Origin of the sequence: Paraburkholderia sp. JPY419 (assembly GCF_050435705.1) — a bacterium.
Taxonomy (GTDB): domain Bacteria; phylum Pseudomonadota; class Gammaproteobacteria; order Burkholderiales; family Burkholderiaceae; genus Paraburkholderia; species Paraburkholderia youngii.
In genome coordinates this window covers 803471-829854 of sequence record NZ_JBNDKV010000004.1, presented here as the reverse complement: position 1 = coordinate 829854, position 26384 = coordinate 803471, and the positions used below count along the sequence as shown (strand labels likewise).

General features: G+C 60.7%; 22 protein-coding genes and 1 pseudogene. 13 read left to right on the top strand and 10 right to left on the bottom strand.

From position 1 onward, the window contains the following. Positions 1-2: 2 nt before the first annotated feature. From QFZ91_RS32290 to QFZ91_RS32275, 4 genes are all read left to right on the top strand, one after another. Entirely contained in the window at positions 3-1556 is a 1554-nt protein-coding gene (locus tag QFZ91_RS32290) for a 4-hydroxyphenylacetate 3-hydroxylase N-terminal domain-containing protein (RefSeq protein ID WP_176383603.1), read from the top strand. Positions 1557-1654: 98 nt separating this feature from the next. Then, positions 1655-2542: an FMN adenylyltransferase gene (locus QFZ91_RS32285; protein WP_368718442.1), complete on the top strand. Its 888-nt coding sequence runs from the start codon at positions 1655-1657 to the stop codon at positions 2540-2542. A gap of 17 nt (positions 2543-2559) precedes the next feature. Then, positions 2560-3630: a maleylacetate reductase gene (locus QFZ91_RS32280; protein ID WP_368718441.1), complete on the top strand. Its 1071-nt coding sequence runs from the start codon at positions 2560-2562 to the stop codon at positions 3628-3630. Positions 3631-3714: 84 nt separating this feature from the next. Then, entirely contained in the window at positions 3715-4545 is an 831-nt protein-coding gene (locus QFZ91_RS32275) for an intradiol ring-cleavage dioxygenase (protein WP_429569682.1), read from the top strand. Positions 4546-4675: 130 nt separating this feature from the next. Here QFZ91_RS32275 and QFZ91_RS32270 read toward each other — a convergent pair whose 3' ends face one another. The 6 genes from QFZ91_RS32270 to QFZ91_RS32245 form a co-directional block, all read right to left on the bottom strand. Then, positions 4676-5614, bottom strand: coding sequence for a LysR family transcriptional regulator (locus QFZ91_RS32270; RefSeq protein ID WP_176383594.1), 939 nt, complete (start codon positions 5612-5614; stop codon positions 4676-4678). 587 nt (positions 5615-6201) lie between these two features. After that, positions 6202-6459 (bottom strand): DUF4148 domain-containing protein, encoded by a 258-nt coding sequence (locus QFZ91_RS32265; protein ID WP_368614051.1) that lies wholly within the window; start codon positions 6457-6459, stop codon positions 6202-6204. Between the two features lie 1425 nt (positions 6460-7884). Then, positions 7885-8571, bottom strand: coding sequence for a type 1 glutamine amidotransferase domain-containing protein (locus QFZ91_RS32260; protein WP_176383590.1), 687 nt, complete (start codon positions 8569-8571; stop codon positions 7885-7887). Between the two features lie 92 nt (positions 8572-8663). Next, on the bottom strand, positions 8664-9161 hold the full coding sequence (locus QFZ91_RS32255; RefSeq protein WP_429569681.1) for a DUF3331 domain-containing protein: 498 nt from the start codon (positions 9159-9161) through the stop codon (positions 8664-8666). Positions 9162-9247: 86 nt separating this feature from the next. Next, positions 9248-9481 (bottom strand): tautomerase family protein, encoded by a 234-nt coding sequence (locus QFZ91_RS32250; protein ID WP_176383589.1) that lies wholly within the window; start codon positions 9479-9481, stop codon positions 9248-9250. 89 nt (positions 9482-9570) lie between these two features. Next, complete coding sequence (locus QFZ91_RS32245) at positions 9571-10281, bottom strand: SDR family NAD(P)-dependent oxidoreductase (RefSeq protein ID WP_429569680.1); 711 nt, start codon at positions 10279-10281, stop codon at positions 9571-9573. A 1003-nt stretch (positions 10282-11284) separates the two neighbouring features. Between QFZ91_RS32245 and QFZ91_RS32240 the strand changes: the two are divergent. From QFZ91_RS32240 to QFZ91_RS32230, 3 genes and pseudogenes are all read left to right on the top strand, one after another. Further along, positions 11285-11680, top strand: a pseudogene (locus QFZ91_RS32240) (efflux transporter outer membrane subunit); the annotation flags it as partial. Between the two features lie 125 nt (positions 11681-11805). Beyond that, the gene (locus tag QFZ91_RS32235; protein WP_429569679.1) at positions 11806-17316 is read left to right on the top strand and encodes a trifunctional serine/threonine-protein kinase/ATP-binding protein/sensor histidine kinase; all 5511 of its coding nucleotides are present in this window, start codon (positions 11806-11808) and stop codon (positions 17314-17316) included. Between the two features lie 267 nt (positions 17317-17583). Beyond that, positions 17584-19101, top strand: a complete 1518-nt coding sequence (locus QFZ91_RS32230; protein ID WP_176383585.1) for a CoA-acylating methylmalonate-semialdehyde dehydrogenase — start codon at positions 17584-17586, stop codon at positions 19099-19101. A 134-nt stretch (positions 19102-19235) separates the two neighbouring features. Here the strand turns inward: QFZ91_RS32230 and QFZ91_RS32225 are convergent, their stop codons facing one another. Together QFZ91_RS32225 and QFZ91_RS32220 are read right to left on the bottom strand one after the other, a co-directional pair. After that, on the bottom strand, positions 19236-19625 hold the full coding sequence (locus QFZ91_RS32225) for a nuclear transport factor 2 family protein (RefSeq protein WP_176105813.1): 390 nt from the start codon (positions 19623-19625) through the stop codon (positions 19236-19238). After that, complete coding sequence (locus QFZ91_RS32220; protein WP_429569678.1) at positions 19603-20637, bottom strand: LLM class oxidoreductase; 1035 nt, start codon at positions 20635-20637, stop codon at positions 19603-19605. Before QFZ91_RS32220 ends, QFZ91_RS32225 begins: the two co-directional genes overlap by 23 nt. Positions 20638-20963: 326 nt before the next feature. Here QFZ91_RS32220 and QFZ91_RS32215 point away from each other — a divergent pair, with 326 nt between their 5' ends. From QFZ91_RS32215 to QFZ91_RS32200, 4 genes are all read left to right on the top strand, one after another. Then, positions 20964-21164, top strand: coding sequence for a copper chaperone (locus QFZ91_RS32215; protein ID WP_368598940.1), 201 nt, complete (start codon positions 20964-20966; stop codon positions 21162-21164). 153 nt (positions 21165-21317) lie between these two features. Continuing rightward, positions 21318-21638, top strand: a complete 321-nt coding sequence (locus QFZ91_RS32210; RefSeq protein WP_429569677.1) for a hypothetical protein — start codon at positions 21318-21320, stop codon at positions 21636-21638. A gap of 156 nt (positions 21639-21794) precedes the next feature. Next, entirely contained in the window at positions 21795-22436 is a 642-nt protein-coding gene (locus QFZ91_RS32205) for a DsbA family protein (RefSeq protein WP_368718434.1), read from the top strand. Between the two features lie 180 nt (positions 22437-22616). Beyond that, positions 22617-22772, top strand: a complete 156-nt coding sequence (locus QFZ91_RS32200) for a hypothetical protein (protein ID WP_429569676.1) — start codon at positions 22617-22619, stop codon at positions 22770-22772. A gap of 192 nt (positions 22773-22964) precedes the next feature. Here the strand turns inward: QFZ91_RS32200 and QFZ91_RS32195 are convergent, their stop codons facing one another. After that, positions 22965-23672 carry an SDR family NAD(P)-dependent oxidoreductase gene (locus tag QFZ91_RS32195; RefSeq protein WP_429569675.1) on the bottom strand — a complete coding sequence of 236 codons (708 nt, stop codon included), beginning with the start codon at positions 23670-23672 and terminating at the stop codon, positions 22965-22967. Positions 23673-23846: 174 nt separating this feature from the next. Beyond that, complete coding sequence (locus QFZ91_RS32190; protein WP_429570927.1) at positions 23847-24809, bottom strand: GlxA family transcriptional regulator; 963 nt, start codon at positions 24807-24809, stop codon at positions 23847-23849. A 331-nt stretch (positions 24810-25140) separates the two neighbouring features. Here QFZ91_RS32190 and QFZ91_RS32185 point away from each other — a divergent pair, with 331 nt between their 5' ends. Together QFZ91_RS32185 and QFZ91_RS32180 are read left to right on the top strand one after the other, a co-directional pair. After that, positions 25141-25797, top strand: a complete 657-nt coding sequence (locus tag QFZ91_RS32185; RefSeq protein ID WP_176105817.1) for a response regulator transcription factor — start codon at positions 25141-25143, stop codon at positions 25795-25797. A 156-nt stretch (positions 25798-25953) separates the two neighbouring features. Beyond that, the gene (locus tag QFZ91_RS32180) at positions 25954-26349 is read left to right on the top strand and encodes a response regulator transcription factor (protein WP_429569674.1); all 396 of its coding nucleotides are present in this window, start codon (positions 25954-25956) and stop codon (positions 26347-26349) included. Positions 26350-26384: the final 35 nt, after the last annotated feature.

Below are 26384 nucleotides of genomic sequence, written 5' to 3'. Positions count from 1 at the left end.
TCATGATCCGAACCGGTCGCCAATACCTCGAATCCCTGAATGACGGGCGTCAAGTCTGGGTGGGAAACGAAAAGATCGACAACGTCGCCACGCATCCGAAAACGCGCGATTATGCGCAGCGCCACGCGGATTTTTACGACCTGCATCATCGTGAGGATTTGCAGGACGTCCTGACCTACGTCGACGAGAACGGCGGGCGCCGTTCGATGCAATGGTACGGACATCACAACAAGGATCAACTACGGCGCAAGCGGAAGTATCACGAAACGGTGATGCGGGAAATGGCCGGCGCGTCGTTTCCGCGTAGTCCGGACGTGAACAACTACGTGCTGCAGACTTACCTCGACGATCCAGTGCCGTGGGAGAAGCAATCGATCGGCGCGGACGGCCATATCAAGGCAAAGAACATCGTCGATTTCGTCAACTTCGCGAAAGACCACGATTTCAATTGCGCGCCGCAATTCGTCGATCCGCAAATGGACCGCTCGAATCCTGACGCACAGGCACGCTCGCCGGGCCTTCAGATCGTCGAGAAGAACGAAAAAGGCATCGTCGTCAACGGCATCAAGGCGATCGGCACGGGTGTCGCATTCGCCGACTGGATTCATATCGGCGTGTTCTTCCGGCCTGGCATACCCGGTGAGCAGGTTATTTTCGCGGCTACGCCGGTCAATACGAAGGGAGTGACGATCGTCTGCCGGGAAGGCCTCGCGAAGGAGGACTCGATAGAACATCCGCTCGCATCGCAGGGGGATGAACTGGACGGCATGACGCTTTTCGAAAACGTATTCATTCCGTGGTCACACGTGTTTCACATCGGCAATCCCGAGCATGCGAAGCTCTATCCGCAACGGGTTTTTGACTGGCTCCACTACCATGCACTGGTACGTCAGATGGTGCGCGCGGAGTTGATGGCGGGCCTTGCTGTGCTGATCACCGAGCATATCGGAACCAGCAAGATTCCCGCGGTGATGACGCGGGTCGCGAAGCTGATCGGGTTCCATCAGGCGATGCTCGCGCACGTGATCGCGGCGGAAGAACTCGGGTTTCATACGCCGGGGGGGCACTACAAGCCGAATATTCTCATCTACGACTTTGGACGCGCACTGTATCTTGAGCACTTCTCGGCGATGATCTACGAGCTCGTCGACCTGTGCGGGCGCAGTGCGCTGATCTTCGCGAGCGAGAAGCAGTGGAACGATGCGACGCTCAAGCCGTGGTTCGAGCGCCTGAACAGCGGCCCGGTCGGCAAGCCGCACGACCGCCTGAAGATAGGCCGAGTGATCCGCGACCTGTTCCTGACGGACTGGGGCAGCCGTCTGTTCGTGTTCGAAAACTTCAATGGCACGCCGCTGCAAGCGATTCGCACGCTGACGATGCAGCGCGCCGAGTTCTCCGGCTCGGGCCCGTACGCGAAGCTCGCCCGGCGCGTCTGCGGAATCGAGTCCGAAATCGACGACGACAGCGACTACAAGGCGACCGCGGACTACGCGAAGGCGCTCGATTCGGCGCGGCATCAGGAGTCGCTGGCATTGAGCGGCACCATGGCCATCTGAATAGTCAACGGCTCGGATCAACGTGTGACTCGAGCGGCGGGCGATGCGAGTACCGTGCATGAGCACGGTACCGTTCTTCTCAACAACGGGAGTCTTGAATGCTAGTCATCTCCGATCCACGCGAATTCAGACTATCGGGGTCGGTGGTGTCGATCGGCATGTTCGATGGGGTCCATCACGGACACCGACATGTGCTGCAGAAGTTGCGGGAACGAGGTGCGGTCTCGTCGCTTCCTACGGTGGTGGTCACGTTCGATCCTCATCCGCTCGCCACCCTGCGTCCCGCCGCCTGTCCCGCGTTCCTGTCCACGCTCGAAGGTCGGATGTCGCTGCTCGCATCCACAGGCCGCGTCGACTATTGCGTGGTGCTGCGGTTCGATCGGGCTCGCAGCGAAGAGTCCGCGGACGATTTCGTCGAGCAAACGCTGGCGGGCAGACTGGGCATCCGCTCACTCGTCGTCGGCGAGAACTTTGCGTGCGGCAGCGGGCGACGGGGCGATATCGAGTATCTGAGTGCGCTCGGCGGCCGACTCGGCTTCGAGGTCGTTCCGGTGCCGTTGCAACTCGATTCGCGCATCGCGGGTGGCGCGCATTGCTCGTCGAGCGAGACCAGACGTTTGATCCAGCGAGGCGATATCGTCGCGGCCAATGCGATGCTGGCCCGTCCGCACGAGTTGCCCGGCACCGTGCACGGCCTGCTCGCGGCGCCTTGCCATGCAATCGACTTGACCGTGCCCGGTGACATGTGTTCACCCCCCGCCGGAAACTACGCCGGCACGGTGAAAAAGCAGGGCGCGTCGCCATGGACCAGCGCGATCCTGCAGGTACGCGAGCAACAACCCGGCCGCGGTGGCCGCGCGGTTCGCGTGCTGGCCGCGAGAACCACGAAGATCGTCATCGGTGACGCAATGACCGTTAGGTTCCTCGATCGAACCAGCGTGACTGCGAGCCGCGTTGCGGTCGGCACGACAGCCGATCCAAAGTAATTGAGGTGACTACTATCATGAACGAGTTCGTTTATACGAGCCATGCTCAGCGCGTCGTATTTGGTGCCGGAGCTTTGAGCCGGCTGGAAGCGGAAGTCGAGCGGCTGCGCGCCCATCGCGCATTGATACTCGCGACTCCCGATCAGCGCGAGGACGCCGAGCGCGTTGCGGCACTTCTCGGCGCGCGCGTAGCTGGCGTGTTTGCGAAAGCGGCCATGCATGTGCCTATCGAAGTTGCCCGCGAGGCACGCGAGGTGGCGCGCCGTCTCGACGCTGACTGTGCGATCGCCATCGGTGGAGGATCAACGACAGGACTCGGAAAGGCCATTGCATTGGAGTCGGACTTCCCGATCCTCGCTATTCCGACGACTTACGCCGGCTCTGAAATGACACCGATCTACGGCATCACCGAAGCGGGTTTAAAAAAGACCGGCCGCGACAGTCGCGTGATACCGAGGACAGTGATTTACGATCCCGAGCTCACGTATTCGTTGCCGGTATCGCTGAGCGTGAGCAGCGCGATCAATGCGATTGCTCATGCGGCTGAAGGCCTTTACGCGGTGGACGCAAATCCGATCACGGATCTGGTCGCGGGCGAGGGCATCGCCGCGATCGGACGGGCACTGCCGCTACTGACTCTCGATGCCGACGATGCGAACGTACGGCGCGCACGCGCGGATGCGCTGTATGGCGCATGGCTGTGCGGATCGGTGTTGGGGGCGGTGACAATGTCGCTGCACCATAAGCTTTGCCATACGCTCGGCGGAAGCTTCGACCTGCCGCACGCGCAGACGCACGCGATCATCTTGCCGCACGCACTGGCCTACAACGCGAAGGCCGCCACACGTGCGATGGGGCGGATCGCGAGCGCGCTTTATGGCGTCAGCGCACCGCAAGCCGTGTTCGACCTCGCGGAAAAGAACGGCGCACGGCTGGCGCTGAAAGACATCGGCATGAAAGAGTCGGACCTCGACAAGGCGAGCGCGATCGCGCTGCAGAATCAGTATCCGAATCCCAGGGCGCTAGAAAAGTCGGCGATCAGGCAATTGCTACAGGACGCCTACGAAGGCGTGCGGCCGAGTATGTGACACGGCGAGTTCAGCAAGCGGTGTGACATAGGCTTTCGCATCGCTCGATTAGCGTTATCCACGCAACTTCCTCCGGAGCCAAACATGCGCAATCTCGACGAACACACTGTCACGGACGCAGTGCTCGATCTGCTGGCCGCTACGCCGGATCCCCGTTTGAAGTTCGTCCTCACGAGCCTCATTACTCATTTGCACGATTTCGCTCGCGACGTCGAACTGACCGAAGCCGAATTGCGCGCTGGGATCGAATTTCTGACCCGGACCGGGCACAAGTGCGACGACAAACGTCAGGAATTCATCCTGTTGAGCGACGTGCTGGGATTGTCGATGCTGACCGTCGCGATGAACAACAGGAAGCCGCGAGGTTGCACGGAATCGACGGTGTTCGGCCCATTCCACGTGGACGGCGCGCCCGAGTACGCAAATGGCGCGGACATCGCCAATGGGGCATCGGGCGAACCTTGCATCGTGCGTGGCACGGTGAAGAACCTCGACGGCGTACCGTTGGCGGGTGCGCGGATCGAAGTGTGGCAGGCCGACGCCGCGGGTAATTACGACGTTCAGTACCCGAATCTCGACATCCATCAGGCGAGAGGCGTGCTCAGCTCACAGGAGGACGGCAGCTTCGAATTTCGTACCGTGCTCGCCGTCGCCTACCCGATTCCGGACGATGGCCCGGTCGGGGAACTGCTGCGCGCGACTGCGCGACACCCGTGGCGTCCTGCGCACCTTCATTTCATGATCAACGCAAAGAACTATCAGACCCTCGTCACGCATGTGTTCCGCGAAGGGGATCGCTATCTGGATTCCGATGCCGTATTCGGCGTGAGAGAAACGCTGGTGGCGGAGTGGGTCAAACAGCCGGACGGTGGCTACACACTAGACTACGATTTTGTGCTGAACTCAGTGAACTGAGCCAGGCGGTGCACATATCGTGTGTGACGCAGCCGTAGCAAAGATCTTGCGACGCCCGCGGATTCCGATGCGAACTTCCATCCGGATTCGCGTTCGGGTTTCCATTCGATCCCGCCGTGGCGGAATGAGTTCAGCACCGCGTCGAAAAGAGCTTGCGAAAGGTATTGCGAAGCCACTGGTTGCCGGGCTCGAGGTGACATCGATCGTGCCAGTACTGGGCGATTTCGAGCCTGGGCAGCTCGATCGGCGGCTCAACCAGTTGCAGATCGAGATCGCGGCACATTGCAACGGCGAGGCTTCGCGGCACGGTCGCGATAACATCCGAGTGTTTCGCTATCAGCGCCGCCGACGTAAAGACCGGAACCCGACACACGATGTTCCGGCTCGGTACCTCGGACTCGATGAGCCGCTCTACGGCCAGGTGTTCGTGACCGGTGCCCAGTGCGGACACGAGTGCATGCTTCTCCGCGATGAAATCCGCTTTGCTCGGATGACTGCCGATGCGCGGGTGGTCCCTGCGCGTTACGCTCACATAGGACTCAGTCCACAGCGGGACGCGCCGGATACCCATCGTCAGCGAAGGGAAGGAGCCGATCGCGAGGTCGACGAGACCCGATTCGAGCCACAGATCTAGATGTTGCGCATCGCAGGGAATCGACTGCACGCAGATGCCGGGTGCTTCCGCCGCGAGATAGTTCAGAAGTGCCGGGAAGATCTTGATTGCCCCCGCATCGACCAGAAAGAAACTGAATTTGCGTGTCGACATCTTCGGATCGAATGATGCGTACTCGGAGCGAAGAGCGCGAAAGTTCTTGAGTATCGACCTCACGGGTTCCGACAGCTCGAGCGCTTTGGGCGTCGGCTCCATGCGCAATCCCACACGCACGAACAGCGGGTCGCCAAAATACAGTCGCAGCCGCGCGAGCGTCTTGCTCAACGCGGGCTGCGAAAGGTTGAGCACGCGCGCGGCTTTGGTGAGGCTGTGTTCGGTCAGCAGGACATCGAATACTTGCAGATGGTGAAGATCGAGTTCGAGGTCGCTCTCACTCTTTTGAGGAATGGTGTGCATGCAGATGCAGCCCTATCAATCTCTGATTGGCCACTGTAGCCGATTCAGAAATCGCTGCCACTCGGCGTTATCACCGACGTCGTGCGTGCTTTTCAAAGCGCGCCAATCGCCAAATCCTGCCGCCGTGGAGTGTACCGTGGCGAGCACGCATGGTTCTGTGATTATTCGAAATATCTGGAACGAACGGCCGATACCGCACGCACGCATCCCGGAGCTGAAGAACGCCGTTTCGGATCACTGTGAACGGGCCGGTGTCGGCAGGCTGGCGTCGACCAACCACCGAGCCGAGCGCGCAGTCATGCGATAGGCTACCCTGTCAGCTGTCGAAGTAATGAAAATGGTCAGGAAAATGGCAGATGAAAGACGCGGGTATTAGCGGACTGTGTCGAGCAATCCTATTCGCCGATTATATAAGTGATCCTGATCTTCCAGGAACCGCGTCGTCACAATATTCTTATCGCGACACAACCCCTGTCCATCGTTTGCGTTCTCAGGGGCAACATGCCTGGCCTTTTCCTGAGCCGCATAGCAAATTGACGACTACCATGGAACACATCAGCCCGGACCTGTGCGAGCAATCGCCGTGCTTATTGACCCCCATACTCCGCGTTTATGCGGTCGAGTTCGCCCGATTGGCGTGCCTGCTCAAGCTCCTGCTTAACCTGGGCCCGGGTCTTTCCCATTGGAGCGCCAGCGTCACTCCTCGTGGCGGGCACACCACCCACAGAATTTGCCGAAGACACGCTGGGATTTGTGGGCTGTGTTGCGGGCGCCATATCCTGCGCCTGGACATATCCGAATGCAATAACCGCGGCGATTGCTACCACGACTTTTGGCGATTTCATATCTATGTACTCCATGAAGTTCGATAGGTTTGGTTTTCTGACTCGCGGCCCAATCAACGCGTGGTCATTGAAATTTCCGCGTGCGGGTCAGGCCTGCGTTGGCGACATAGGAGGAGCTAGCTGCCCTGAAAGATATCGCACGAAAGGCCCACTGTGCACGGCGCACCGTTTCTGGCTTTGCCGCTGCCGCTGCTTCCACCGGGCTGGGGTCCATAGCCCGGGTCAGTGGTGTGGTCCAAAGCCGTGGCCGGCTGAGCAGTTGTCATGGGCTGCGCAGACGACGGCTCGGTTGCGCCCGGCGGTTGCATTTGCTGCGACTGGGCGGCGCCGGTCGCACCGAGCAGGTACACCGCACTGACTACACCTATAAGTTGCACTTTCATCTCGTCACCTCTTTTTCGTCAATGGGTTGCAAAAAGCACGATCCTCGAATAACAAGGAAATTGGCATCCGGTGTAGCGTGCGAAAGTTGCAATAGACCTTTTCTCGCTACTTGCCGATTCTTTTTTCGCTCCATCAGATGCCAAACAGCGTCGTCTCCAACGACGTTTAGCCGAGCAAATGCGAAGTTGGCTTGTGGCACCGTTTGCGCGCAAAGCCTGACCTATTCGATGACTACGTGGGCGAGGCTGGGACCGGGCGGGGCAGAGGGGGTGCGCAACAAGTGTGCTGGCGAAAGGACGTTGTCAAGTCATTGACCAATAAGAACCTTGCTGCATCTATGTTATAGAACACTAAGGTCGCGATTGACAGCGGAATCGACAATCGGCAAATCAGGGACGACAGTTGCGCCTAGTCGTTCGCACCGCTAGGCGCGCCAAAGGGTGCTTTGCGGTTTGTAAGTGGTCGAGACGGCGACGCGCCTACCAGCATCGATCCGCGATGGTCTTTGAAGACAGTCCACGCTCAATCGTGCATGAAGTCCGAAAATTCTTCGATCAGATGTGCCAAGGGTCGGGTCTCCTGTTGTGGCTGCTCCAGGCAATCGAGAAAACGCGGCCATGATCTGGCCGTTGAAACGAATCGCTGACGAGACCAGCGACAATGGCGAATCCGCTGGCGTCGACACTGAAGGCGTACCCAGCGATCAGCGGCAGCCTCTACGTCCTGTGCGACGAACGTGAATTCACTGATATCGAAGTATTGGGCGCGACAACGAGGAGTTCAGCGGCAATCTGTCGAAGTGCCGCGCGCGCAAAACCCCGTTCGGAACAATGCGCAAGAAAACGCTCACGCTCCTCTGGCCATGATCCATCCCGATAGCGACCCAACGCTTCCGGATAGCTATAGATGCCCCAAAGATGATCCACGTTCCCATTTCGCGACCCGGTACTGCAACGCTCCGGCGATGACGATTCGCCATGATGAGTTGCGGGCGGCGCCCGCGCCGGGCAGCCGCCACTCTTTTGGCACGAGGGCCGAGTCTCAGTGACGCTTGCTCAACTTCTCCAGCAATGCCTTTGCGGCCGGCCCCGACGATGCGGGATTCTGGCCGGTGAGCAGCAGCCCGTCTTCGAGCACATACGGCTGCCAGTCGGGGCCCTTCGAAAAGTTTCCGCCCTTCGCCTTGAGCTCGTCTTCAACGAGGAACGGGACCACCTTGGTGAGCCCAACCGCTTCCTCCTCGCTGTTCGTAAAGCCGGTGACCGACTTGCCGTTGACGAGCGGCTTGCCATCCGGGCCCTTCACGTGTCGCAGAACCCCGGGCGCGTGGCAGACGAGATCGACGGGCTTCCCGGCTGCGATCGTGCGCTCGATAAGCCCGATGGAGTCAGGGTCTTCCGCGAGATCCCAGAGTGGACCATGGCCGCCGGGGTAGAACACGGCGTCGAATTCGTCATGGGCGACATCCTTGAGCTTTGCCGTGTTGCCCAGATCCGCCACCGCAGCCGGGTCTGCTTCGAAGCGACGTGTCAGGTCAGTCTGAAAGTCCGGCTCGTTGCTCTTGGGGTCTAGTGGAGGCTTGCCACCCTTGGGCGACGCAAGCACGATCTGCGCGCCGGCGTCCTTGAACACGTAGTAGGGCGCGGCGAGTTCCTCGAGCCAGAACCCGGTCTTGCGTCCCGTATTGCCCAATTCGTCGTGCGAAGTCAAAACCATCAGAATCTTCACGATGCTCTCCTTGAATGCATTTTCACAACTTCCGGTTGCAGAGAATTCCGGTCGACGCGCTTGGCGCGCCGAATCAGATTACCGATCCGCCATCAGCCGAAAGCAGCAAGATGAATCATGGCGTTCACGTTCAGGGGAAGGACAGGCGTTCGGGTAGAGGGCCGGTAGATGATATCGCCGCCACGGATCGCTTTGCCGCTCACCGCGCACATGCCGGCCCGGCGTGCCTTTGCGCAGACCCAGATTTGATAGCCGTAGTGGCACGAGGCGGAGCACCAGCGCAACACAACGGTTCGGGGGGAGAGGCGCTCGAGCAGCGTAACGACGGCTGCGCAGGGTGCGTCGATCGTAGCGTCGCGCCCTTTGCCGCACCTTCCGTCGTTGCGGTGTGGCCCGGCGATGCGCGCACTGGGTGCGGGTTCGGTGGAGCTGAGGCTCTGTGCGCGTGATTCCGCCGCACCCAGCCTGTCGAGTAGCAGGAGTGTCTGCTCCCATGGGTCCGGGCGTGAGGCGTGTTTGTTGCCAGCCATTGCCGCCAGGTTCGCGCGGCTATTGCGCGAACGTGTTCGAAGTCCCTCGTCCGTGTTCATGCGAGGCCTGAGATGAAAATTGATAGCGGCACAATGCAACCGGTGCAATTGCGCGCGAAGCTCGCTCTCGAGCGGGCCACGCGCGTTTACTTGATGAGTCCCTTCTGTCGTCGATAGACGTCGGTAGGCAGGCCACCCCATCCCCAGTTTTCCGTTGGCACTTCTTCGATGACCACGAAGGTCGCCTCCAGCGGTTTGTTCAGCACGTCAAGCATGAGCTGGCTCACGCCCTTGATAAGCTGGGCCTTTTCTTCCGCGGTGACGGAATCCGTGCCGGGCCGTGTGCCCTCGCGTGTAACCTGAATTGTGACGATCGGCATTTCGCTTTCCTTAATGTTGATCTTTGCAAGGCGCGCCGGCGAACGGCGCTCCTCGTCTGTCCGGCGGAGCCAGTGGAGCGCAGCGCGCTTTAGTGGCCGGCGACCTGACCGCCGTCGACGTGAAGGATTTCGCCCGTCACGAATGGCGCCGAGTCGAGATAGAGAATGGCGTTCACGATGTCGTTCATCTCGCCCATATGTCCCATCGGATGCAGCGCGCCGAGCGCGGCGTGGGTTTCGGGCGCGTGCATCGGCGACTTGATGATGCCGGGCGAAACCGCGTTGGCGCGAATGCCGCGCCTGGCATACTCGATAGCCAGCGAGCGCGTTGCGGCGGCGAGACCGCCCTTGCTCAGCGAGGCCAGCACCGACGGCACGTCGTCGATCGCGTGATCGACGAGCGTCGTCGTGATCGTGACGACGTGCCCGCGCTCGCGCTTTTCCATCTCCGCAATTGCGAGCTGCGTGATATGAAAGAACCCCGCGAGATTGGTAGCGGTCACCGTCGCGTAATCCTCAGCCGTGTATTGGGTGAACGGCTTTGCCAAAAAAATGCCGGCATTGTTGATGAGCGTATCGATGCGGCCAAAGCGCGACACGGCCGTTTCGATGACACGGCGACCCGTGGCCGGGTCGGCGATATCGCCGGCCACTGCAACTAGATTGCCATCGTCAGTCTGTTTGATGTTGCGCGACGTTGCGACCACCTGGTGGCCGAGAGCGCGGAATGCCTTGGCGGTTTCCGCGCCGATACCTTGCGATGCGCCAGTGATCACGACGACTTTGGGGGATTGACTCATCTAAACCTCGAAATAGGTTGGACTATCTTTCTGATCGGGCTTGCTGTTCCGATGACGACAAATTTACGCATCTACGCCTCCGGCGTGAATACGGGACGTGGACAAACAGTTGTGAGTCGCAGGAACAAATGGCAGCAAGCCGGGCGCGATGACGCGCAGTGAAAAAGCCATACGAACGACGCTTACTTTGCTTGGGATCAGGCTAGCTTCCATGCGACTGCATCAACAACGTTCTGGCGTTGTTCCCGCCGCACGTTCGTCGAGCGGGTTCGCGTCGACATGGCGTGGAAACTCCTGGAGGACCCTGATTCGCCGCTCAAGACGCTGGCATTCAAATGCGGCGCTTTCATCGCGCCCCGCATATGCGCATGGCGTTGTCTCGGGGGCTGAGCATCACCCCAAAAGAACTTCACGTGCGATTCCGGGGGAGGGACGAGTGCATAACGACGATTCCCGGTCCGAGTTGGCTACCGAGAACTCAGTATGACGGCTGACGTGTCGCGTGAATGAATAAGCGGCTGTAGATATTGGGCATGCGCTTCGGAACGCCTTGAAAGTTCACTATCGCGTTGACTCAGCATGCATTCGCCTTCGGTCGTCACGCCGCTCTCGCATAGCATAGAAGATACGCATTGTTTCGCAGCGTTTCAGTAACGAAGGACATGAAAGACCGAATTTTTCGGCTCGTCCCGCGCCGCTTGAGATGAAGCAGGTTGACCGGCGTTGATTCCTGCTCGTATGACACGAAAAGTGGGCACCAGATTTCCGCGGTTGCGAAACTCCGGTAACAGAAACGCAAATGTGGCTGACCAGATCGCGCGGATGCGCGGGTTCTCCATGCTCGGCGAAATAAGCGGGAGCCGCGAAGGTTTGCCGCCGCATGGAGCCGAAACGCCCCCAAATGTGGACGATTCTTCGAGATGACCGATACTTATGGCGATATCCACGCCTTCCTCAAGCAGGCGTGTGAGACGATCTGGGCAAACCGCGTTCACGCTGACTGCTCAGCGGAAGTGCGGGCTTTCAGAGTCTGCAACCCTCGAGTCTGGCCACTTGGGCGCCCGGGCAGTTCGTCGTCGGCCCTTTCACGACGGCCCCTCTTCAAAGGCAGTCGCCTGAAAGAAGCGGCGCAGCTGCGTGAGGCGCAACAACAGGAGGCTGCGATCGCCTACGAGGAGACGGTGCTGGGCGCGTGGCAGGAGGTGGACGACGCGCTCGTAACCTACGAGGCCGAACAGCGCCGCCGCGACCGGCTGGCGCAGGCCGTGACCATCAACGAGCGCGCGCTCTCGGTCGCGCAGTAGCAAACCTCGAATAGCGCAGAGCCACGGCGGCCACGAATCTTATTACGCTTTGTAAAGCGCTGCGAGCGGGATGGCAGTCGACCTATGGCGGGTAATCCATCGCTCGATGTCCATTGTTCAGGTCAATCGATGACTTCGCTGCGCCGGCAATGGCGCAAAGACGGGCGCGCGCGCAAAATCATCTGCGAATGAAAATCGCATCATGACAGGAGCGTCCGCCGTGGATCTCGCTGGATATGAGCTGGAGCCGCTGCGCGACGACGGCGATTTTTCACTGTATCGCGCCCGCAAACCCAGCCATCCCGTCTCGGTGCTCGCGCTAGTCGCCACGCGTGCGGACCTGGCGGGCGTGAAGCGCCTCGAGCGCGAATACGGGTTTGCCGCGTTGCTCGATTCGAGCTGGGCGGCGCGGCCTCTCGCGTTCTACCGGCACAGAGAGCCGCCCATGCTCGTGCTCGACGACGACGGCGGCGAGCCGCTCAGTCGCTCGCTTGCGGGCCCGTTCGAACTCGCGCGCCTGTTGCGCATCGCGGTCAATCTGGCGAAGGTGGTGGGCCACGTGCATCGATGTGGCCTCGTTCATAAAGACATCAAGCCGGCGAACGTGCTCGTCGACAGCAGCGGCAACGTGCGGCTCACCGGCTTCGGCATTGCTTCGCAACTGCCGCACGAACATCAGCCGCCCCCACCGCCCGAGATCGTGGCCGGAAGCTTCGCGTATATGGCGCCTGAGCAGACCGGACGCATGAACCGTTCGATCGACACGCGCAGCGATCTCTATTCTTTCGGCGTCACGCTTTACGAAATGCTCACCGGGTCGCTGCCGTTCAAGGCCTCGGACGCGATGGAGTGGATTCATTGCCATATCGCGCGCAAGCCCACGCCGCCCCGTGCGTTGCGCGACGCGATTCCGCAGGCGCTCGAGGGCATCGTGCTGAAGCTGCTTTCGAAGGCCGCCGAAGACCGGTATCAGACTGCGGCGGGATTGGAGGCCGATTTGCGCTCATGCCTCACAGCATGGGAAGCGCAGCATCGCATCGACCCCTTCCCGCTGGGGGAGCACGACGCGTCCGACCAGTTGCTGATCCCCGAGAAGCTGTACGGGCGCGAGGCGGAAATCGAGGCACTGACCACCGCGTTCGATCGCGTGGTGGGCAGCGGGTCGGTCGAACTGGTGCTGATCTCGGGCTATCCAGGCATCGGCAAGTCGTCGGTCGTGAACGAGCTGCACAGGGTGTTGGTCCCGCCGCGCGGTCTCTTCGCGTCCGGCAAGTTCGACCAGTACCGGCGCGGCATTCCGTACGTGCCTTTCGCGCAAGCCTTCCAGAGCCTCGTGCGCAACCTGCTGAGCAAGCGGGAAGCCGAGGTCGAGCCGTGGCGGCGCGCATTGATGGAAGCGCTCGGGCCCAACGGGCAACTCATCGTGAATCTGATTCCCGAGCTTGCGCTCATCATCGGTGAGCAGCCGGCCGCACCGACGCTGCCACCTCAAGACGCGCAAAATCGCTTCCAGATAGTATTTCGACGTTTTCTCGGCGTATTTGCGCGGCCAGAGCACCCACTCGCCTTGTTTATCGACGACCTGCAGTGGGTGGATACGGCGACGCTCGATCTGCTCGCGCATCTCGCCACGCATCCGGACGTGCGGCACGTTCTGCTGGTCGGCGCCTATCGGGACAATGAGGTCGACGCTTCGCACCCATTTGCCCGCACGCTCGAGTCGATTGCCCAGGCCGAAGGCAGAGTGCGGCAAATCGAGCTTGCACCGCTCACGAGGGACAGCGTGGCACACCTCGTGGCGGATGCACTTCACTGTGACCGCGCGAACGCCGCACCGCTCGCGCAACTGGCGCATGAGAAAAGCGGCGGCAATCCGTTCTTCACGATCCAGTTTCTGACCGCGCTCGCCGATGAAGGCCTGCTCACATTCGACCCGCGCGCGGCGAAATGGCGTTGGGAACTGCCGCGCATTCGCGCAAAAGGCTACACCGAGAACGTCGCCGATCTGATGGCGACCAGGTTGAGCCGGCTGCCGCCCGCCGCGCGCGACGCACTAGGCCAGTTGGCGTGCCTGGGCGATGTTGCCGAAGTCGCCGCGCTGACCTGGGTTCGAGGCGGCTCCGAAGAGAAGATGCACGCTGACCTGTGGGAAGCCGTGCGAGCGGGCCTGGTGTTTCGCGAGGCCAATGTCTATGTATTCGCGCACGATCGGGTGCAGGAGGCAGCGTACGCTCTCATTCCCGCCGACGAGCGTGCCGCCGCGCAACTGCGCATAGGCCGTGCGCTGGTGTCGCGCACACCGCCGGATGCACTCGAAGATGCGATTTTCGATATCGTCAATCATCTCAATCGCGGCGCGGCGCTGATCGTGGACGAAACGGAGCGTGAGCAGGCCGTTGCCTTGAACCTCATCGCGGGAAGGCGGGCCATGCGTTCGACGGCCTACGTGGCCGCGCGCGGCTATCTGGCGCAAGCCGTGGCGTTGCTGTCGCCCGATGCGTGGACGCGGCGCTACGAGAGCACGTTCGAACTCTATCTTGCGTTAGCGGAGTGCGAATATCTGGTGGGCGATTTTGCAAAAGCGGATGCCCTGGCGGACATGATGCTTGCCGCGGCGCACTCCAGTCTTGACCGCGCAAAGGTCTACAGCCTGCGCATCGAGTTGTATCAGCTCGCCGGAAGATATGACGAAAGCTTCGCGGTCGCGCTCGTCGCGCTTCGCGGCTTCGGTGTCTGCTTTCCTGACACCGACCAGGAGATTCAGGCGGCGTTCCATACCGCCTTGCACGACGTCCGCGTCAATCAGGCCGGCCGCTCCATCGGCGAACTGGTTGACGCGCCGGTGGCGACGGACCCTGCGATCCACGCGATCGTCAATCTGCTCCTGCAGGCGATGAACTGCGCTTTTGCGGCGCGGCCCGCGTTTTATCCGCTCATCGCGCTAAAGGCGGTCAATCTGTCCTTGCAGCACGGCAATACCGAGAACTCCAGTTTTGCGTTCGGCAATTACGCGCTCATCCTGGTTTCGCTGATCGGCGACATCCCAACTGCGGTTCAGGTTTCGGAGATGTCGCTGAAGCTAAACGAGAAGTTCGGTAATCGGCACCTCAATGGGAAACTGCTGCACCTGTATGGCGCTCATGTCAATTTCTGGCGCCGCCACATCGCCGAGAATCTTCCGGTGCTGGAACGGGCGACAGCCGAATGTATGGAAGCGGGCGATTTCGTTTTTGCCGGCAACGTGGCGTTCAACGCGGTTTGGCAGGCGCTCGAGAGCGGGGCCGCGCTCGAAGACGTGCAGGCGATAGCGGAAAGGTACGCGGCGCTCATGCGGCAGAGCCACAACGACGCGGTCTACGAACTGATTCGCGTCGAACGGCAATGCGTCATCAGTCTGCGGGGACGGACCGCCAAAGCTTTCGATCTGAATGACGAGACCTTCGACGAAACCGCCTGTTTCGCGTCGATCGTCAAGTCGAATTTCGGTTGTGCCATTGGCGTCTATCGAATCATCAAAGTCATTCTCGCGTTTCTCGAAGGCCGTTACGCCGATGCGCTGAAGGCCGCGCAGCGGGCACAGGCAGTACTTAGTCCGGTGATGGCGCTGGCGATTGAGCCGACCTTTCACTTTTTTCATATGCTGACGCTGACGGCGCTTTATCCCCAGTCCTCCGCCGAGCAGCAGAGGATTTACAAACGCACGCTAGCCGAGGCACTCGAGAAGTTTGAAATCTGGGCCGCACACTGTCCGGAGAACTATCAAAACCGCCATGCGTTGCTCGGCGCGGAATTCGCGCGTCTGGAAGGGCGCGATCTCGACGCGATGCACCTTTACGAGCAGGCCATTCGCTCCGCTCGCGAGAATGGCTTTGCGCATCACGAAGGCCTCGCCAGCGAACTTGCCGGCCGCTTCTATTTGCGCATGGGTCTCGCGACCAGCGCCGAAGGCCATTTGCGCAATGCGCGCCGATGCTTCGTCGCATGGGGCGCGCAAAGCAAGATCGTGCAGCTCGACGGCGAATTCCCGCGTCTGGCCGATCTCGAAGGCAGCACGCTGACCTCGACGCTCAGCTTCGGTTGGCGTCAGTTCGACGCCGCAACGCTGCTCAAGGCATCCCACGCACTTTCCAGCGAGATCGAACTGAAGAGCCTGGTCGAGCGCCTGATGACGATCGCGCTGGAAACCGCAGGCGCCGACCGTGGTCTGCTGATCATGCCCGAGCAGCCAGACGGCTACCGCGTCGAGGCGGAAGCGCGTATCGACGGCAACGGAATCGAGGTGAAGCGTTTGCCGGATAGCGGCTGCGCGACACCGGCCGCGCTGCTGCGTTACGTCATGCACACGGGCAAGCGCGTCATCATCGACGATGCCGTGACATCCGGTCTTTTTCCTGAAGACGGGTATCTGGCGAGCGGAGCCACGCGGTCCGTCTTCTGCCTGCCGCTCGTCAGACAGGGAAAACTCAGTGGGTTGCTGTATCTGGAGAACACCGAGACTTCGCACGTGTTCACCGCACGCCGCTCCGCACTGCTCGATTTGCTCGCGTCGCAGGCTGCCATTTCTCTGGAGAACACTCGTCTGTATGCCGATCTTCAGGAACGCGAAGCAAAGGTGCGGCGTCTGGTGGATTCCAATATCATCGGCATCCACATCTGGGACTTGGAAGGCAATGTCGTCGACGCCAACGATGCGTTTCTGCGCATCGTGGGTTATTCCGCCGAAGATCTCCGATCCGGGCGGATTCGCTGGCCCGACCTCACTCCGCCGGAATGGCACGAACGCGATGAACATGTGAGGGCCGAATTGACGGCCACGGGTAGCGCCAAACCATTCGAGAAGGAATATTTTCGCAAGGACGGCAGCCGGGTGCCCGTTATGGTTGGCGCAGCGGCATTCGGCGACCGCGAGGGGCAGGGCGTCGCGTTCATCCTGGACCTGACCGGGCAGAAGCGTGCGCAACAGGATGTGCGCGACAGCGAACGACGCTACCGCGAACTTCAGACGGTGTTGGCGCATTCGAACCGCGTGGCGACGATGGGTCAGCTATCGGCGTCGATCGCGCATGAAGTGAAGCAGCCGATCACCGCGATCGCGGCGTATGCGAGCGCGGCCTTGCGCTGGCTCGCGGCCCGCCCACCGAATTTCGACGAAGCGCGTCTCGCGCTGACCCGGATCGTCGCGGACAGCGACCGCGCCAATGGCATTGTCGACAGGACCCGCGCTTACTTCAAGAAAGAGCCGCTGCGCACCGATGGGCTCGATGTCAACGACATGATTCAGGAACTGATCGCGCTCGTGCGCGGCGAAGCCGGCAAGTCCAGGGTTGAACTCACGGTGGAGCTTACCGAGGAGTTGCCGCGCGTTCAGGGCGACCGGGTGCAACTGCAGCAGGTCATGCTCAATCTGATGATCAACGCCCTCGAAGCGATGAGCGAAATGAAAACCGGCGAGCGCACGTTACTTGTCCGCACGGATAGGGCCGGCGAAAACGAACTTTGCATTACCGTGCAGGATTCTGGGCCGGGTCTCGGCGCCGGCAATCCGGAGGACGTATTCGAGGCTTTTTTCACGACCAAGTCCGACGGTCTGGGCATGGGATTGCCCATTTGCCGCTCGATCGTGCAAAGCCACGGCGGGCGCTTATGGGTGACGCCGAACGACCCCGTTGGCGCCCGCTTTCATTTCACGCTTCCCGCACAAGGCAACGCCTCGCCGCCAGTCCGTGTTTAGCGCCGCATCGCCACGCCATTCGACTCTTCGGATAGCGAAGACTTCCGCTTGGTCGCCCTGGCCGGAAACGAGCCCGGAATGTCCCGAAACCGTCGCAGCTAGCACCTCAGTCGGCAGCCGTAAAACATAGACTGTTCTCGTCGGTGGTCAATGACTGTCGATCCCGGCGGGGAGTCATGCAGATGCCCGGCCACTTGACTTGATGCGCGCTGAAATGCGGACTCTTTTCGATCCATGCGCAGCGCTGGACCTGTAAAGGATGGACGTATGAGCGAAGCAAACCAGGGCGCGGTGCGCCAACTGAAACATTTCATCGACGGTGAATACACCGCTGGCGCGAGCGGCCGATTCAACGACGTGTACGATCCCGCCCACGGCCGCGTTTCAGCGCGCGTGCCGGTTGCCAATACCACTGAAGTTGCCGCCGCCGTCGCGGCCGCAAAGACCGCCTTTGGGGCCTGGAGCGAAACCCCGCCGCTCAAGCGCGCACGCTTGATGTTCAGGTTCAAGGAGCTGCTAGAGGCACACCTGGACGAAATCGCCGAACTCATTACACGCGACCACGGGAAGCTGCTCTCGGACGCCAGGGGCGAGGTGATGCGCGGCATCGAAATCGTTGAATTCGCGTGCGGCATTCCGAACCTGCTCAAGACCGATTTCACCGATCAAAGCAGCAGCGGCATCGACAGCTGGAATTTGCGTCAGCCCCTGGGCGTGATTGCCGGCGTCACACCGTTCAATTTTCCGGTGGTGGTGCCGTGCTGGATGTTCGTCATGGCCGCCGCGACCGGCAATACATTCATCCTCAAGCCTTCGGAGCGCACGCCGTCGTCGTCGATCCGGCTGGCGGAACTCTTCATCGAGGCGGGTTTTCCCAAAGGTGTTTTCAACGTGGTGAATGGCGACAAGGGCACCGTCGACGCGCTGATTCAGCATCCCGACGTAGCAGCGATGTCCGTCGTCGCCTCCACGCCGGTGGCCGAATATATCTACGCGGAGGGCGCCAAACGCGGCAAGCGCGTGCAGGCGCTGGGCAGCGCGAAGAATCATCTCGTCGTGATGCCCGACGCCAATCTCGATCAAGCCGTCGATGCGCTGATCAACTCGGCATACGGCTCAGCGGGCGAGCGGTGCATGGCGACTTCGGTCGCGGTGGCGGTAGGGCGCATCGGCGACGAACTGGTCGAGCGTCTCGCCACGCGCGTGCGCGCGCTGCGCATCGGTTCGGGCATGGAGCCCGATCTGGACATGGGGCCGCTTATCAGTGCCGCACATCGCACCAAGGTGCGGAGCTATATCGATGCGGGCGTCGAGGCTGGCGCGAAGCTCGTCGTGGACGGGCGTGGCCATACCGTGGCGGGGCACGAAGAGGGCTTCTTCCTCGGCGGCACGCTCTTCGACAACGTGCAGCCGAATATGAAAATCTACCGGGAAGAAATCTTCGGGCCGGTGCTTTCGGTGGTGCGCGTCCCGGATCTCGCCAGTGCAATCGAACTTGTCAACGCGCACGAACTGGGCAATTGCGTCACCCTGTTCACAGCGGATGGCGCAGCGGCGCGCACGTTCACCAGGAAGATTCAGATCGGCATGGTGGGCATCAACGTGCCGAGTCCAGTGCCGTCGGCGTGGCATTCGTTCGGAGGCTGGAAGCGCTCGCTGTTCGGCGATCATCACGCCTACGGCGAGGAAGCCGTACGCTTCTACACGCGCTACAAGAGCGTGACGCAGCGCTGGCCCGACAGCATCGACAAGGGCGCTGAATTCGCCATGCCCGCGTCGAAGTGAGCGAAGCGCGGCGTGAATGCGCCGCGCGCTCGAAGTTGGCCGGCCGGGCATGGCCGGCTACCACTCGCTTTTGTACGGGTGCACCCCTGGGCCATTGGAAGGCGTCCAGGAGCTAAAGCCAAGTTGGTTATCGGCTAAGTGGGTGTGATCTTCTGAACCCATTGGCTGCGCCAACCGGGCGCCTCAAAGGGATCCGAAAAATATTGAGTTTCGTGCACGACCTTGCCGTCATGGAACTTCATGATGCTCACGGTGAAAGCAGATCGCCCCTGGTATGTGATGGTGTACTCGGTCACCCAGAGATTGCCTTCTCCCTGCATTCGTCTGACCTTGAAACCGGACGGCCTGTCGGGGTGATGTCCGCGTAGGGCCTGCAAATTCCTGCGCCCATGGATGCGTTCGCCCGATTGGGGATAGTCGCAGATGGCGTCGTCGGCGTAGATGTCATGTTCGGCTTCGAGATCGCCGGCCGCCGACGCTTGCCAGTGCGCATGCAGCGCTTCACGTATGTTCGCGTGTTGCATGAGAAACCTCCGGGATAAAGTACGGCAGTACTTCGCTGTGCAATTCGTCCAATACGTCGGCATACGGGCGAGGCGTGACTTTCGGATTCAGCGCGACGTGGCTGACGCCCGCTTCTCGTGCCTGCTCGAGAAAGTATCTGAGCGAGCGGCTGCCGATGACGAATCCGCCCTTGATGGCGCGGAACGGGTAGTCAGGCCTTGGGTGCAGATAGAGGTAGCCGCCAAACGCAATCGGCTTGAAGGCTTCGCGGCCCATCGACTGAGCGACGTGCTCGTTCCAGCCGCGCACGAATGCATCGAGCGCGTCGGGGCCGGGCACGAAGCCGAGGTAACCGTCCATATGCGCCGCGATCCATTCGAGACTCTGCTGCGCCCGTCCAACCGCAATCGCCGGGATGCGTCCGTACTGCGGCTTGGGCAGCATGTCGAGCGTGCCATCCGATTTGCCGAAGCGGAGTGAGGAGAACACAGGAAAGGGTTGCTCGCCGACCGTGCGGTAGGTCTGGAAGGCGTCGCGAAACCGCTCGCCGCGCGTATCGAAGTCGATGCCGAAAACAGGATACTCGGAGGGCCGATCTCCCGACGACATGCCCAACAGCAGCCTTCCATTCGTCAACTGGTCGAGCGAATTCGCCTGCTTGGCCAGCAAGAGCGGGTCGCGCATCGGCAAGACGATGCCGGTCGTGCCGAGCGCGACCTCGCTCGTCACTGCCGCAAGGCTGGCGATATACACCAGCGGTTCGAAAATCTGCCCGGCGTCGCCATACGCGGGGTCGTAGAACGGGATGTCGCGCATCCACAGCGCGGCCAAACCCATCGACTCGGCGCGCTGCGCCATGGCGACATGATCGCGCATGGTCGGGAAAGGCGAGTCCGGATGCGTTTCGAGCGGCAGGATGAGTCCCACCGTGAGCGCGCCCTCGCGAAACACCCGGCGCCACGCGGGCTGCTCCGCAAGCGCGGGTTCGATGGGCGCGGAAGCCTTGATGGCGGTGATTGCTGACATATCCATTGCGTCTCGCCTTGCGTTTTCCCTATTGCGAGCCAAGATTACGCACGAACGACGCTGACAGAAACCGCCTGCGATGAACAACAGTTGATACTCGCGCGCAATAACGCGGGGAATTCAAGCGGTGGACATGCGCGCCTCGAGGCGCCGCGACATGAAGTCGAGAAACGCGCGCAGCTTCAACGGCCGGGGCGCTTGCCCCGCATGCACCGGATTGACGGGGCTTTGATTACGCCGTGTAAAGAGTGAATTGAGGCGCCCCTGGTTGGTGGCAGTGGACGTTGATCCTATAGTTGTCCAGACTGGTTCCCCATACAGAGAGGTGGAAAATGAAGTTCGCGATGAAAACTGAGATCCGCAAGGACGATCTTCCGACGATTGTGCATGCGATGAAGTCCGTGGATGCCGATGCGAAGGTCGATGTCGATATTGGCGCACAAACCGTGAGCGTCGATTCGTGGTTGATGCCAGAAGAGTTTCTCGTGGCGTTCTACGACGAGGACTTGGACGTAGGCATTGCCGAATGGTAGGGGCAGCCGACGGTCAGCCGCGGTGTTTCGTTTAACGAACTGCCACGCCGATGAGCCCGAGCGTCGGATCACCCTCGTCGTACCCGCCAACGAACCGACCGCCGGTTTCATCGCTGCGGGTACGCGGGCGCGAGTGGAAAGCTCGGCGCGTTCATGGTGACGTCGGGTCCCGGCGCGACCCATGCCGTGACACCGATTGCCGATTGCCGATTGCAATGGCGATTCGGTCCCGATGATCCTGATTTGCGGAAGGTGCCGCGGGTCGCGATTCTCGACGATCGCGTCGCCGGCGGCCGCCCTCAGGCATTTGCGCCGCGAGCGCACCACGATGCGCATATCGCATTCAGCCGCGGTTCGTGGTGGAAAAGTTTCGTTCCATCGAGGGACCGCGACCAGTCCGGGGGCACGCGCGCAGGTGATCAACCGGCTTCCGACATGTTCCAGCCCGGTACAAGCGCGCGGGCTCGCTCGTGAGTCGCATTGCGTCTTTCCGCCATGTAACAAAAGATGTTCTGGCTACTGCGTTTATCGAGTCAGACCGCAACCCTATAGTCATTGCGATGGCTGGGAGCGATGCGGGGCATGGGGTCCTGCGGGCCCCGCGTTGTCTCTTCATTTGGGCGAGCAAGAATGAAACTGATCTATGTCGGCGATCCGATGTGTTCGTGGTGCTATGGCTTTGGCAAGGAGCTCTCAGCGCTCGTCGCGCGCGTGCCGGATCTGAAACTGGAAATCGTGGTCGGCGGCATTCGCGCGGGCGCGACCGATGTTCTCGATGCAGCCGGCAAGCGTTTCCGGCTGCAGCACTGGCAACGCGTGGAAGCGCTGAGCGGCTTGCCGTTCAACCGCGAAGCGTTCATGGCGCGCGAGGGGTTCGTCTACGATACCGAGCCGGTTTGCCGTGCCGTTGTGGCGGCGCGCCGGTTCGTCAGTGGCGATGCATTGCTTTCGGTGTTTCGCGCGCTTCAGAATGGCTTCTATGTGCAGGGGTTGGATACGACCGACGCTCGCGTGTTGAGCGATATCGCAGCGACAGCGCTGGCGGCCGTAGGCGTTCAGGTGAGTGCCGACTCGTTCTACCTGGCATGGGCAGGGGTAGAAGCGAAAGAAGAGACGCAGCGCGATTTTGCGCGCGCGCGGGCGCTTGGCGTCGCGTCGTTTCCGACCTTGCTGCTTGAAGAGCAAGGTCGGATGTACGCCGTGAATTCGGGCTACGCGAGCGTCAACACCCTCGAAGAAAGATTCAACCAGATCGAGCGGCTGGTTGCCTGATCGCGTTTGATCCTGGGTTGTTCGAAACGGGCTGCGCAAGCGATTGCACAGCCCGTTTCGAATTGCGGACCGGGCGGAAATCAATAAGGAGCGGACTGCAACGAACAATAGCAACGAAATCGTCGAACTCGTCCAGCACTATTTCGACGCCATCCGGCGAGGGATGTAAAGCCACTGAGAATGGTGTTCGATGCGCACGCGATCGTGGCGGGGGAGGTGAATGGCCGGCCCTGCTACAAGACGATGGACGAGTATCTTGCGGGTGTTGCAAACAGGCCATCGCCGGCCGAATTGGGCGAGCCGGTCGAAACGGAACTGCCGATGCTCGAAGTTTAGAAAAACATCGCGGCGGCGAAACTGCGCGTACGCATGCTGCGTTTCAATCACTACAATCACTTGTCGAACATCCGCCAGCGCGACGCACGGCTCGTCATTACGAAGACGCTAACCCACGTGGCATGAGCGGCTGCCGCGCGCCTGCGCCCCGACGAGCCATCAAGTCTCGGAGCGCGGGCGTTGCTCGAGCGCTTAGTGACCGGCGCTCTGGCCGCCGTCCACGTGCAGGATTTCGCCCGTCACGAACGGCGCCGAGTCGAGATAGAGGATCGCATTGACGATGTCGCTCATTTCCCCCATGCGACCGATCGGATGCATCGCGCCAAGCGTGGCGTGCGTTTCGGGAGCATGCATCGGTGACTTGATCACCCCGGGCGAAACCGCGTTGGCACGGATTCCCGCACGCGCATATTCGATTGCGAGCGAGCGCGTCGCAGCGTTCAGACCGCCCTTGGTGAGCGACGCAAGAACTGACGGTACTTTGCTGTTGGCCTTGTCGGCAAGCGTGGTGGTGACGTTGACCACGTGCCCGCTGCCGTGCTTCTGCATAGCTTCGATCGCATATTGCGTGACATGGAAGAAGCCGTTCAGGTTGACGTTCAGGATCGCGGCGTAGTCGTCGGCGGTGTACTGCGTGAAGGGCTTCGCAATGAAAATGCCCGCGTTATTGACGAGCGTATCGACACGACCGAAGTGCTCGATGGCGGCGTTCACCACGCGGCGAGCCGTGGCAGCACCGCCGATATCGCCGGCCACGGCGACATAGTCGGCTTCAGCAGCCGGTGTGATGGAACGGGCCGTGGCGACCACGCGATGGCCCTGCGCGCGGAAGGCCTTGACGGTTTCAGCGCCGATGCCTTGCGATGCCCCGGTGACGATGATGATCCTGGAAGTGCTCATTGTGTATCTCGCGGTAAGGGTAAGTCGGCCAGACGGCCGTTCGAATCGACGGATCCGGTGAAGGAGCACTGTAGGCGCATCGGTTGCTCATGCGAACACACACCATGGACAAAGAGTCTTGCGTCATGAGAACAAATCGCGGCGGGCTGACGTCGCTGCGCACGCGGCGATCACTCAGGCGGCGACCTCGGTCGGGTGGCACTGTTGGCGGTATTGCCGGGGGGTAAGCTCGAGGAGCCTTTGAAACACCATGCGCATGTGAGCGGCGTTATGAAAGCCACAATCGAACGCGACGGTTTTCATCGGAATGTTGCGTTCCTCCAGGAGCTTCTTTGCCGCACCGACACGGACCTGATCCACGAATGCAGAAGGGGTCGTGTGGAGATGCTTCGCGAAAATCCTGGATAGCGTGCGCCGGCTTACATGGACCGCGCCGGCGAGTTGCTCTATCGAAAGGACATCGGACAGATGGTCGTCGATATGGCGTTGTACTCTTCTGATAATCGTGCTTTCATCGCCTGGCGTGGCAATGCAAGGATTGCGTTCGCAGGACTCGCTGTGCAGTTTGGCGCCAAGACGCCTTGCCACCTGTTCGGCGAGCGTCTGGCCCCAGTCTTGCGAGACGAGAGAGAGGCCAAGGTCGAGTCCGGCAGTCGCGCCGCCAGATGAAATCAGGCGTCCGTCGCGGATCAGATTCTTGTCGGGACGTATCCGGGCGCGAGGGAATTCGCCGGCCATCTGGCTCGCGTCGGCCCAATTCGCAACGATCTCCTTGCCATCGAGCAGACCTGCGCGCCCCAGCAGCCATGCGCCGTTGCAAACGCAGCCGTATCGCTTCGATTCGAGTGCGCGTCGCCGCAGCCAGTCCAGAAAATCCTGCTTCGGCCGGACGTGAGTTGGGTGAAAGGCGCCTGTCACCAGCAGAACATCGAGGTTTGCGCGAAAGTCCACGTAAGCCCACGGCACGCACAGTTGCATTGCGTTCGAACAGGTCACCCCGCCTGCGTGCTCTCCGACGAGGGACACCCGATACCGACGTGACTCGCTGAGCAAACGATTCGCTTCGGCGAACACGTCGAGCACGCCTGCCACGTCCATCGCCTGAACACCATCATGCACTACAAGAGCGACTTTCATTTTGCGCACCCACTCTGACCGACGATGCCGACAGCGCGATGACCCGTTCGTAATATAGGTTAGGCGTGCAGCGCCACCCTGACCATTCTCCGAATGGCTGAAGCTATATCTTGCCGGCATGCGGTCCCTCATACGCCGGTATGACCCGTGAAGCTCTCAGGCGTGGTGTGCCATAAGGAGCCGGGCTGACGAGTGTGATTTATGGGGGCGCCTGCTTCAAAGGAAAGCAATGCTCACAGTTTGCAAGCGGTAGCGATAAGTCTCGATATTGCTTACCATACGGCGAGCATCGGCAGCTTTACGCCGTCACGAACATTTCGAAGATCGAGCGATGACACACGATAGCGTTGGGACGCGAAGTGAACAACTACCGGACTCGCTCGTGTACGTGATCGACGACGATGAGTCTATCCGAGGCGCGCTCACCAGTCTGCTGAGGTCGGTGGGCATCGAGGTTCGAGCGTTCGCATCGGCTGACGAATTTCTCGCCGAGAAGATGCCGGATGTGCCGAGCTGTCTCATTCTCGACATTCGATTGCGAGGCGAGAGCGGTCTCACGCTTCAGCAGGAAGCTTTTAAAGAGAGCATTCGATTTCCCATCGTCTTTCTGACGGGACACGGCGATATCGGCATGACCGTCAAGGCGATGAAAGCCGGTGCTTTCGATTTTATGACAAAGCCATTCAAGGATCAGGATCTGCTCGATACGATCGCTGCGGCGCTCAAGCGCGATGGCGAACTGCGGCGCCAGGCGAAGCTCGTTGCGGGCATTCGTCAAGCCTACGATTCACTGACCTCCCGCGAGCGCGAGGTGATCGGGATGGTTGCGGAGGGTCTGTTGAACAAGCAGATTGCCGACCGCCTGTGTCTCAGCGAGGTCACGGTCAAGATCCATCGGGCGCAGGCCATGCACAAGCTCAATGCGCGCTCTGTCGCCGAACTCATCAAGAAGTTGCAGCAAGTGCAGGCTCCTCAGAGCGCCAGATAAGCATTTGCCCATTCGCTGCGCGATGGCTGCCTGCGTCAGCGCGCGGATCTCCCCCGGCTAATACGGACTGGCACAAGAATCATTCGAAGGTGTGATTGCTGCACAATCGGCCGGCTTGTATTTTGCAGAAAGATTCAATCTTTCTGCATCATTTCGATGGCCACCGGACCCCAGATAAAACCAGCGCTTTCGTCTGCAATGATCGGCCTGGTGGACGACGATGAGTCCGTCAGGATGGCGCTGTCCAGTTCGCTGCGTTCGGCGAACTGGAACGTCATCGACTACGCGTCCGCGCATCATCTTCTGGGCGATACGCGCCGCTCCAAACTGAAACTCGTCGTCGCCGATATCCAGATGCCAGGCATGGATGGTTTTGCGCTACTCGAGTCGATCAAGCTGTGGAAGCGTCCTATCCCCGTCATTTTCATTACCGCGTACACAACCCCGGAAGTGCTGGAGCGCGCAAAACGTAACGGCGCCGCAGGCTTCTTCTCGAAGCCTGTGGATGACGCGGGACTTCTCGCACGGGTTAGTGAACTGCTAAAGCAATGACGTGGCCGAACGCTCTAAAATTGGGCGCTATCTGG

Excerpts from the sequence above, each read along its gene's own strand:
- QFZ91_RS32290 (WP_176383603.1), top strand. The coding sequence starts at position 3 with ATGATCCGAACCGGTCGCCAATACCTCGAATCCCTGAATGACGGGCGT.
- QFZ91_RS32285 (WP_368718442.1), top strand. The coding sequence starts at position 1,655 with ATGCTAGTCATCTCCGATCCACGCGAATTCAGACTATCGGGGTCGGTG.
- QFZ91_RS32280 (WP_368718441.1), top strand. The coding sequence starts at position 2,560 with ATGAACGAGTTCGTTTATACGAGCCATGCTCAGCGCGTCGTATTTGGT.
- QFZ91_RS32275 (WP_429569682.1), top strand. The coding sequence starts at position 3,715 with ATGCGCAATCTCGACGAACACACTGTCACGGACGCAGTGCTCGATCTG.
- QFZ91_RS32270 (WP_176383594.1), bottom strand. The coding sequence starts at position 5,614 with ATGCACACCATTCCTCAAAAGAGTGAGAGCGACCTCGAACTCGATCTT.
- QFZ91_RS32265 (WP_368614051.1), bottom strand. The coding sequence starts at position 6,459 with ATGAAATCGCCAAAAGTCGTGGTAGCAATCGCCGCGGTTATTGCATTC.
- QFZ91_RS32255 (WP_429569681.1), bottom strand. The coding sequence starts at position 9,161 with ATGAACACGGACGAGGGACTTCGAACACGTTCGCGCAATAGCCGCGCG.
- QFZ91_RS32250 (WP_176383589.1), bottom strand. The coding sequence starts at position 9,481 with ATGCCGATCGTCACAATTCAGGTTACACGCGAGGGCACACGGCCCGGC.
- QFZ91_RS32245 (WP_429569680.1), bottom strand. The coding sequence starts at position 10,281 with ATGAGTCAATCCCCCAAAGTCGTCGTGATCACTGGCGCATCGCAAGGT.
- QFZ91_RS32230 (WP_176383585.1), top strand. The coding sequence starts at position 17,584 with ATGAGCGAAGCAAACCAGGGCGCGGTGCGCCAACTGAAACATTTCATC.
- QFZ91_RS32225 (WP_176105813.1), bottom strand. The coding sequence starts at position 19,625 with ATGCAACACGCGAACATACGTGAAGCGCTGCATGCGCACTGGCAAGCG.
- QFZ91_RS32220 (WP_429569678.1), bottom strand. The coding sequence starts at position 20,637 with ATGGATATGTCAGCAATCACCGCCATCAAGGCTTCCGCGCCCATCGAA.
- QFZ91_RS32215 (WP_368598940.1), top strand. The coding sequence starts at position 20,964 with ATGAAGTTCGCGATGAAAACTGAGATCCGCAAGGACGATCTTCCGACG.
- QFZ91_RS32210 (WP_429569677.1), top strand. The coding sequence starts at position 21,318 with ATGGTGACGTCGGGTCCCGGCGCGACCCATGCCGTGACACCGATTGCC.
- QFZ91_RS32205 (WP_368718434.1), top strand. The coding sequence starts at position 21,795 with ATGAAACTGATCTATGTCGGCGATCCGATGTGTTCGTGGTGCTATGGC.
- QFZ91_RS32200 (WP_429569676.1), top strand. The coding sequence starts at position 22,617 with ATGGTGTTCGATGCGCACGCGATCGTGGCGGGGGAGGTGAATGGCCGG.
- QFZ91_RS32195 (WP_429569675.1), bottom strand. The coding sequence starts at position 23,672 with ATGAGCACTTCCAGGATCATCATCGTCACCGGGGCATCGCAAGGCATC.
- QFZ91_RS32190 (WP_429570927.1), bottom strand. The coding sequence starts at position 24,809 with ATGAAAGTCGCTCTTGTAGTGCATGATGGTGTTCAGGCGATGGACGTG.
- QFZ91_RS32185 (WP_176105817.1), top strand. The coding sequence starts at position 25,141 with ATGACACACGATAGCGTTGGGACGCGAAGTGAACAACTACCGGACTCG.
- QFZ91_RS32180 (WP_429569674.1), top strand. The coding sequence starts at position 25,954 with ATGGCCACCGGACCCCAGATAAAACCAGCGCTTTCGTCTGCAATGATC.